Here is a 2,012-nt window from a genome sequence, read left to right on the forward strand (position 1 = left end):
AGGCCTCTATACCCACGGCTCTCAGCCGAAGGGCGGAGCTTTGCCGCACCGTGCCGCGCTCTCACGAGGCTGCCTCGCCCAATCGCTCACACCCGAGAACGCATCAGACCTGGCTCATGCCCCCCGTTCCCACAAGGGGGTTTTTTCTCAAGCACGGCCCAGCATGCCCCCAGCGCAGGCAGCTCGTATCCTGGATCACATGGCGGTTTCTTCTGCCCAGGAAGCGGCGTCTTGGGCATGGGCAGCCCGAGCCTGTGGGACGGGTTTCCAGGGCGTGGTGTCTGCACCACGCTGGTCAAAGCCTCCTCGCCTACACTGCCAGCAGCCCAAGAACCAGTGAGTACAACGACGGATATGATGAGCCTATGCAGGGTCATCGCGGATCCTCGCTGGTAGGTTGGCTTGGGGCATTCATGGAGGCACGGACGCACTCTCCCGCCAGCTCATACCCTCCGTTCCTGCATGGAGGCGGCTTCTTCAAGACGATCCAGCACGCCCCAAGCGCAGTCCGCTCGAACTCCGGATCGCATGGCGGTTTCTTCTGCCCGGGAAGCGGCGTCTTGGGCATGGGCAATCGAAGTCCGGAGGACGGGCTTCCAGGACGCGGTGGCTGCACCACGCTGGTCAAAGCCTCCTCCCCCACGCCTCCATCAGGTGCCTCGGGAGCAGGCGGCTCGTTCACATGCTCCGCGAGGTTGGCAAAACGCTCTGGAACCGCCGGAGAGGCCGGCCCAGGGTACAGGAACTCCAACGAGACCAGCACCAGCAGGCCACCCATCACCGCTGCCGCTCCCATCGAGAGCCAGAGGGGCACCACGAACCCGCGCCGTGGGCCTGGGTGGGAGGTTTGCTCCGTGTCCATCGCGGCGGTCGTGGGGATGATGGGCTGCGTGGCATCCTCCTCCGCGGCGGCGGCAGACAGGCTGATGGCCAGCGCCGCGGCGGGTGGGCGAGCCCGTGCGTCTTTGGAGAGACAGCCCAACAGCAGGCGTTCCAGGCCCACGCTCACCGTGGCGAGCTCTCGCGGCGCGAGGAGCCTGCGCTGCGGCTCTGAGCCCTCCTCATGCGCAGGCGGATAGGTGCCCGTACACAGCCGATACGCCGTCACCCCGAGCGCGTAGACGTCATCGGCGGGGCCCGCCTGGTAGGACTCTCCTCTCGTCATCCGGTGGGCCCAGGCCCAGCGCACCGCCTCGGGAGCCCGGTAGTGGGAGGTACCCGGCGGCAGCAGCGTGTCCGTCAGGGCCTTGGCGCCTGCGTAGGTGCCACCTCCCCAGTCCAGCAACACGGCGCGGCCCCCGGCGGTCACGAGGATATTGTCCCCCTTCACGTCCCGGTGCACTCCCCCGTCCGCGTGCACGAGCGCGAGCGCCGACGCCAACCGCGCCAGCACGTGCAGGAGCTCGCGGGAGGTGGGCTTGTGCACGCGGGCCCACTCGTACAAGAGCCTGCCCTGCACCCACTCCATGACGACATAGGGGAAGACTCGCCCATCGGGTCCGGTCCACCGGCCCGTGTCCTCGAAGCGTGGAATGGAGGGGTGCACCCCACGCTGGAGCAGCTCGGCCTCTCGTTGGAAGCGTGGATCCTCGGGGTGCAGGGCGATCTTCAGCGCGAAGGGGCCGGCTTCGGGATGACCGGCGCGCTCGACTCGGTAGATGGCGCCGAAGGAACCAAAATCATGCAGCTCGAGGATGCGCCAGGGGCCTACCCACGAGCCGAGCACGAAGGCGCGAGGGTCTGTGGATGGGGGGTGAGACATGGGGACGCTCCAGAGGCAAGGCGGGCCTGCTTGCCGGTACACACTACCGGATAGGTGGGGCGCCACACCAGGGATGTGCTCGGTCACACAGCCCCGCGCCCCATGTGCTACGAATCCAGCTCACGCATGCGATCCTTCCTCGGCCTCCTGCTCCTCGTGGTGCTCACCAGTTGCCGCACGGAAAAGGACATCCAGCGGGACTACGCGAAGACCCTGAGGCCGGCGGCCGTGGAGGCCACCCCCGCCCCCG

At 67.7% G+C, this 2,012-nt stretch carries 1 protein-coding gene; it reads right to left on the reverse strand.

All coding sequences use genetic code 11. The annotated features are described in order from the left end of the window. Positions 1 to 373: 373 nt before the first annotated feature. Positions 374 to 1,762 carry a protein kinase domain-containing protein gene (locus ACJ8AT_RS13565; RefSeq protein ID WP_407738129.1) on the reverse strand — a complete coding sequence of 463 codons (1,389 nt, stop codon included), beginning with the start codon at positions 1,760 to 1,762 and terminating at the stop codon, positions 374 to 376. Positions 1,763 to 2,012: the final 250 nt, after the last annotated feature.

Source organism: Hyalangium sp. (assembly GCF_045802625.1).
Lineage (GTDB): Bacteria > Myxococcota > Myxococcia > Myxococcales > Myxococcaceae > Hyalangium.

What these genes read in the sequence shown, in the direction of transcription:
- ACJ8AT_RS13565 (WP_407738129.1), bottom strand. Translation starts at nt 1,762, where the DNA reads ATGTCTCACCCCCCATCCACAGACCCTCGCGCCTTCGTGCTCGGCTCG.